Here is a 6,347-nt window from a genome sequence, read left to right as displayed (position 1 = left end):
GCTTCTATATCGGGGCGCTGGGCAGCCGGAAGACGCATGGCAGGCGCATCGAGCGCCTGACGGCGGCTGGCTTCGATGAGGCGACGCTGGCCCGCATCCATGCGCCGATCGGCCTGGACATCGGCGCGGTCTCTCCATCAGAGATCGCGCTCGCCATTCTCGGTGAGATCGTGATGACACTGCGTGGCCCGCGCAGGGCACTCTCATGAAATTCGGCCCGGTCGCTATCGCCGATGCCGTCGGCTCCGTTACGGCGCATTCGGTGCGGGCAGGCGAGGTCATCGTCCGCAAGGGGGCGACGATCACGGAGGATGATGCGCGCCGCCTGGCGGGAGCTGGCGTCACCGAACTGGTCGCAGTCCAGCTCGAAGCCGGCGACGTCGACGAGAATGTGGCTGCCGAACGTCTTGCCCGGGCGCTCGCCGGGCGCGGCGTGGTGACCGAGGCTCCCTTTACCGGCAGGGTCAATCTCTTTGCCGCGACTGCGGGTGTTCTGATGCTCGACGTGCCGGCGCTCGACGCCTTCAACACGATCGACGAGGCCATCACCGTCGCGACGCTGCCAGCCCTCAGAGCGGTCGTTGCGGGCGAAATGGTCGCCACCGTGAAGATCATTCCCTATGGCGTCCCGAGTCAGCGCGTCGACGACGCGATCGGGCGGATCGGAGCGATCCGGCCGATCGCGGTCACCGAATACCACCTCAAATCGGTGGCCGTGGTTTCGACATTACTGCCCGGTCTCAAGCCTTCGGTGGTCGACAAGACGCTGCGGGTAATGGCGGAGCGTCTTGCTCCGGCAGGTGCAAGGGTCGAATCGGACGAGCGTGTGCCGCATCAATCGGGGCCGCTCGCGGAATCCATCCGCAGGGCGGTGGCGGGACCTGCCGATATCGTCGTCGTCTTCGGTGCCTCGGCGATCACCGATCGCCGCGACGTGATCCCGCTGGCTCTGCAAGAGGCAGGCGGCCGCATCGAACATCTCGGCATGCCGGTCGACCCCGGCAACCTGCTGCTGCTCGGTGATCTTGACGGCAAGCTGGTGATCGGCGCGCCGGGCTGCGCCCGTTCGCCCAAGGAGAATGGGTTCGACTGGGTGCTGCAGCGCGCGCTAGCCGGTGTTCCCGTGACCCGTGCGGACATTCAGAAGATGGGGGTCGGCGGCCTGCTGATGGAGATCGTCACGCGGCCGCAGCCGCGTGCACCTGGCCATCAGGCTGTGGCACCCGTTGCCGGGCTTGTGCTCGCGGCCGGGCGCTCGACCCGGATGGGGGAATGCAACAAGCTGCTGCAGACGGTACGTGGCGAGCCTCTCGTTCGTCATGCCGTGAAGGCGCAGCTCGCCTCCCGCGCTGCGCCCGTATTGGTGGTCACCGGGCATCAGGCGGCCGAGGTCAGGGCGGCGCTCGCGGGGCTCGATGTCGCATTTGTGGACAACCCCGATTTCGCGGCCGGCCTATCCAGCTCGGTCCGCGCCGGCCTCAGAGCCTTGCCGGACGATGTCCCGGGTGCGGTGGTCTCGCTCGGCGATATGCCGAACGTGACCCCGCAGGTGATCAATCGGCTGGCCGAGGCCTTCGCCGACCGGCCCGACGCTCTCGCCGTGGTGCCAACCCTGTTCGGTCAGCGCGGCAACCCGGCGCTGTTGTCGCGTGCGCTTTTCCCGGCGGTGGAGCGCCTCTCGGGCGACCAGGGGGCTCGCCGCCTGCTGGACGCCGCCGGAGAGTCGGTCGTGGAGGTGCCGCTCGACGATCCCGCGATTGCGATCGATGTCGATACGCCTGAGGCCCTGAAGGCACTGACGGGATAGAGCCCTGGTAGACCTGACATTGCCCGCGGGCTGTACGCTGTAACCTAGATACGCGCAGCCACGCGGGGGGGCCCGCTCGCGCCGCGGCGACCAACGATGGTCGCGGATGCAGGCGATGTGCTGTCGCTTTGGCATTGGTTTTGCAAGCTTTTGTTAACCAGGCAGGCGCAGCCTCAAGAAATCGGCTACACTTTCATCGCATCGCGACGAGGGAGGGGGCGATGGTATCAGAGGACTTCATAAAGCAGCTCAAGGGCTACGGACTGACCACGGCGACGATCCTCTATCGCATGCCGGATCATCCCAGTGTGCTGCAGACTTTCATCTGGCAGCATTATGATGTGGCGCCGCGCTTTCCGGTGCTCCGCGATTTCCTCGACTTCTGGCGTCGTGAACTCGATGGACCGCTGCATTCAGTGGTCGTTGCGCATTCGCGTCTGCTCAGGCCGGCTGAGATCGTAAACGTCAACGGCGTGCTGACGCTGCATTGAGCGTCTGCGCCAAGGGCGCTTGTTGGGCAAAGGGCGAGCGTGCTAGGTCGCAGCTCCCCAATGGCAGACCATCACGCTTGTCATCGCCCTTGCGCACATCCGGACTGCTGACGGCTCTCGCGACCTTACCCGGTGAGCGTATTCCCGTCGGAACCATCGTCGCAGCTCTGAAGGATCGGACCTACGCACTGCTCGTGGTCCTGCTCGGGCTGCCGAACTGCCTGCCTATGCCGCCGCCCATTCCGCTGGTCTGCGGGCTCGTGCTTGCCTTCGTGGCGGCGCAGATGCTGGCCGGGCGCGCCATGCCGTGGTTGCCCGAGGGGCTGCTCGACAAGACCATCGGCAAACCGGAACTGGCGAAGGCCGTGTCGCGCGCGTTGCCTCCACTGGTCCGGCTGGAACGGATTTCGCGGCCGCGCCTGACGATGCTGGGAGGGACGGTCGCGATCCCGATCCTTGGCCTGCTGATCTTGATCCTCGCGCTTGGCCTCGTGGTGTCGGCACCGTTCATCGGACAGATCCCGCTCGGTCTTGCCGTGTGCCTGGTGGGGCTGGGGCTGGTCGAGCGCGACGGGCTGTTCATCATCGCGGGGACGCTGGTCGGTATTGGCGGCCTTGTCCTGAGCGCCGGATTTGCCTACGCGATCGTCAGCGGAATCTCCGAACTGATCTGACGATCGGCCCGGTCAGGCGGCAACGAGACTGGCGGCGAATGGCATGTCGAGGGCGCGCAGCCGCTCGATCTCCTCAGGCGGAACTGCCTTGGAGAACAGGAAGCCCTGCAGTTCGTGGCAACCGATCGCCTGCAGGAAGCGGTGCTGCTCGGGCGTCTCGACGCCCTCGGCGCAGACCCGCAGGCCGAGAGCCCGGCCGAGATGCACGATCGAGTGGACAAGGATCGCGGATTCGCCAGTCGTCTCCATATATTCCAGGAAGGACCGGTCGATCTTGATCTTGTCGAAGGCGAAGCGCCGCAAGTAAATCAGGCTGGAATAGCCGATCCCGAAATCGTCGAGCGCGAGGCCGACACCATAGGCGCGCAGATCCATCAGCGCGGCCTCGGCGGCGTCGGCGTCTTCGACGACGACGCCTTCAGTCAGCTCCAGCTCGAGACGGCTCGGATCGAAACCGGTTTCCTCGATGATCCGGATGGTATTCTGGACGAAATCCTTGTGTCGGAACTGCACCGGCGAGACGTTCACGGCAAGCCGCAACTCCGGCCAGTGCTTTGCCTCGAGGCAGGCGCGGCGCAGCACCCATTCGCTCAGCGGCACGATCAGCCCGCGCTCCTCCGCGATGGCGACGAACTCCGAGGGGGGAACCATGCCATGGAGCGGATGTGGCCACCGCACGAGGGCCTCGACACCGGTGATGACGGTTCCGTCGACGGAGACCTGGGGCTGGAAGTGCAGCTGCAGCTCGTCTCTTGCTATCGCCTTGCGCAGGTCTTCTTCGACCACGCGCTTCATCTGGAGCGCGCGGTTCATGCGCGGCTCGAAGAAGGAGTAGCGGTTCCGGCCCTCGTTCTTGGATTGGTAGAGCGCCGTATCGGCCAGTCTGAGCAGCGTCTCGCGGTCGTGCCCGTCCTGGGGAGCGAGCGCAATGCCGATCGAGCAACCGATCACGGTGTCGATGCCCATCAGGTTGAAGGGGCGCGTCAGCGCTTCGAGAATGCGCTCTCCCAGTGCAGCGCTGCCGCTGGCATCGTGCAGGTTGGTCTGGATGATGCCGAACTCGTCGCCGCCAATGCGAGCGACGGTATCGCCGGTCCGCATGACGCCTGCGAGTCGTTCGGCGACCTGCCGGATCAGCTCGTCGCCGGCCTTGTGGCCATAGGTATCGTTGACGGATTTGAAGCGATCGAGATCAAGCAGGAGTACGGACAGCCCGGTCTTGGTCCGGCTGATCTGAGCCAGCTCCTGGTCGAGCCTGAGATCGAAGGTCCGACGGTTGGGCAGCAGCGACAGTTCGTCCTGTGCGGCAAGGCGCTGGATCTGCACTTCGCGCAGCCGGATTTCATTGGCCGCTCCGCGCAGACGGCGGATCGCATAGAGCAGGATGCCGGCAAAGATCAGCCCGGCTGCCGCCAGCGCCCAGATGAACTGCCGGATCATGGCATCCCCGGGGCGCTCCGGTGTCCAGGTCAACCAGGCCCTGGTGACGCCGTCGGGGGCGGCGAGGTCGCGGCGCACCAAGGGATTGGCTGGCATCGTCCGGGTGATGCGCAGGCCGTTGATGCGATAGCGCGTGGCCATCTCGTCGAAGATCGTGCTCGTCACGCGCCGATAGCCGATAAGGTTGACCGGCGCGTCCGCCTTCAGAAGGTGGAGATTGAGAAGCTGCTCGAGATCGGCGGTCAAAATGGCCAGGACTTCGTGGCCATCATAGATCAGGCTCGAACGAAAGCCTGGCATGAACCCTGCGCGGGTGGCTGCATTGTCGTTCGCTGGCTTTTGTGACGGGCTCGGGAGTGTGGGGTCAAAGAGACGCAGGCCCTCGTAGCCCGCCTGATAGGCTTCGACGTTGTTCTCGACGCCTGCCAGGACGCGGCCGCTCCTGGTGACGAGATAGACGCCGTCAAATTCCTCAAAGCGCTGGCTCAGCTTCGTGAAGGCCCACCTCAGTGTTGCCGCCGGAATGGCCGGGTGGAAGGCCGCCTGAAGCGTGCCGGTAGACGCCAGGCTTTCCAGCCGTAGGCGCCGCAGCCGAAGCTGGTTCTCCATCGCGGCCTCGATCCGGTCGCGCTGACGGGTTGCTTCGACGGTATTCGCGTTATGCGCAATCGTCAGGACGACGGTGATCGCTGCAGCCATGACCAGCAAAAAGGCACAGGCGAGCGTCGTCACGGTGCTGGTGAGCATCCGCGCCGAGGAGTCCGCGTTGGTCGTCTTCGCGACAAAGGGCGAATGCATCAAGGGTCTCAGAACCGTCGGAACCTGCACCTTTGCAGCCGATTCTTGATATCCGGTTGCTAAACGGGCAGGCAGACATCAAATTTCAACCTCCGGATGGTCCGTAAGGAGGTCGCGGGATCGCCTGATGCGCCGCGCGCAGTGCCGCGGACCAACGCTCGCGCAGGTCGTGGAAATAGGGTTCCCCCGCCTCGATACGCCGATTGAGCTCGGGCTCTTCGCCATCTCGCCGCATTACGATCAGGTCAATCGGCAGGCCAACTCCGAGATTCGAACGCATCGTCGAATCCATCGAGATCAGACCAACCTTCAGTGCGTCGTAGAGATGGGTCTTGAAGGTCACGGCGCGGTCCAGAATCGGCTTGCCATATTTGTGCTCGCCGATCTGGAGGAAGGGCGCGTCCATGCCGCATTCGATGAAGTTTCCCGCGCCGTAGACCATGAAGAGCCGCATGGGCTGGCCCATGATCTGGCCTCCAAAGAGGAGAGAGATATCGAATTTCAGCCCGGCCTCCGCCAGGGCCGGACCGTCCATCTCCCTGACGGTGCGGACGGCGCGGCCGACGAGCTGCGCTGCCCTAAACATCGAGCCAACGCTCTGGAGCGTATCGAGTTCTCCGGTCTCGGGATTGAGAAGTCCTTCATGGAGCAGGCTCACCACCGATTGGGTGACGGAGAGATTGCCTGCCGTCGCCAGCGCGAAGCTGCGTTCGCCCGGCCAGGAAAAGACATGCAGCTTGCGGAAGGTCGAGATGTCGTCGAGCCCGGCATTGGTGCGGGTGTCGGCGATCATCACGAGCCCGTCCTGCACGAGAAGTCCGGCACAATAGGTCACGGGGTCGGTTCCTTCAGCTTGCCGGTCCAGGCGCGTTCATGCGCGCCGGGAAATCTTGATCGGGCCGCCCTGGCTGCTGTGGCGGTCGCAATCGCGTAGCCTATTGATTGGCGAGCTGTGCGTTCGCAGCGCGGGCGCTGACCAGCACGGCGAGGTTTTCGCCGCTGCCGCCCTTGCGCGCACCGCGGACAGGCGCCGCATCGGCGAAATCGAGGCCGGCTGCGATGCGGACATGAGTGTCGATCGGGCACAAGCCGTTGGCGCAATCGAATCCGATCCAGCCATAATCTTCGAGATAGACC

General features: G+C 64.8%; 6 protein-coding genes and 1 pseudogene. 4 read left to right on the top strand and 3 right to left on the bottom strand.

The annotated features are described in order from the left end of the window. The 4 genes from AC1DRP_RS33955 to AC1DRP_RS33940 form a co-directional block, all read left to right on the top strand. Positions 1 to 209 (top strand): XdhC family protein (locus AC1DRP_RS33955; protein ID WP_476770828.1); only part of this gene is annotated, 209 nt, incomplete at its 5' end. After that, positions 206 to 1,807 (top strand): NTP transferase domain-containing protein, encoded by a 1,602-nt coding sequence (locus AC1DRP_RS33950; protein WP_441506180.1) that lies wholly within the window; start codon positions 206 to 208, stop codon positions 1,805 to 1,807. The genes AC1DRP_RS33955 and AC1DRP_RS33950, both read left to right, overlap by 4 nt. A gap of 221 nt (positions 1,808 to 2,028) precedes the next feature. Further along, on the top strand, positions 2,029 to 2,298 hold the full coding sequence (locus AC1DRP_RS33945) for an usg protein (RefSeq protein WP_043237212.1): 270 nt from the start codon (positions 2,029 to 2,031) through the stop codon (positions 2,296 to 2,298). Positions 2,299 to 2,375: 77 nt separating this feature from the next. Continuing rightward, on the top strand, positions 2,376 to 2,972 hold the full coding sequence (locus AC1DRP_RS33940; RefSeq protein WP_113514166.1) for an exopolysaccharide biosynthesis protein: 597 nt from the start codon (positions 2,376 to 2,378) through the stop codon (positions 2,970 to 2,972). Positions 2,973 to 2,984: 12 nt separating this feature from the next. On the opposite strand, the gene AC1DRP_RS33935 is transcribed toward AC1DRP_RS33940, so the two are convergent. From AC1DRP_RS33935 to AC1DRP_RS33925, 3 genes and pseudogenes are all read right to left on the bottom strand, one after another. Continuing rightward, complete coding sequence (locus AC1DRP_RS33935) at positions 2,985 to 5,210, bottom strand: putative bifunctional diguanylate cyclase/phosphodiesterase (RefSeq protein ID WP_441506179.1); 2,226 nt, start codon at positions 5,208 to 5,210, stop codon at positions 2,985 to 2,987. Positions 5,211 to 5,295: 85 nt separating this feature from the next. Then, complete coding sequence (locus AC1DRP_RS33930; RefSeq protein ID WP_441506178.1) at positions 5,296 to 6,045, bottom strand: proteasome-type protease; 750 nt, start codon at positions 6,043 to 6,045, stop codon at positions 5,296 to 5,298. 100 nt (positions 6,046 to 6,145) lie between these two features. After that, positions 6,146 to 6,347 (bottom strand): annotated as a pseudogene (locus AC1DRP_RS33925) (transglutaminase family protein); the annotation flags it as partial.

It is taken from the genome of Allobosea sp. 01N443, assembly GCF_056399325.1.
Note: the sequence above shows the minus strand (reverse complement) of the source record. Positions and strands in the feature narration are given on the sequence as shown.

Bases quoted from the DNA above. Each gene is read 5' to 3' on its own strand.
- AC1DRP_RS33935 (WP_441506179.1), bottom strand. From the start codon at position 5,210: ATGCATTCGCCCTTTGTCGCGAAGACGACCAACGCGGACTCCTCGGCG.
- AC1DRP_RS33950 (WP_441506180.1), top strand. From the start codon at position 206: ATGAAATTCGGCCCGGTCGCTATCGCCGATGCCGTCGGCTCCGTTACG.
- AC1DRP_RS33945 (WP_043237212.1), top strand. From the start codon at position 2,029: ATGGTATCAGAGGACTTCATAAAGCAGCTCAAGGGCTACGGACTGACC.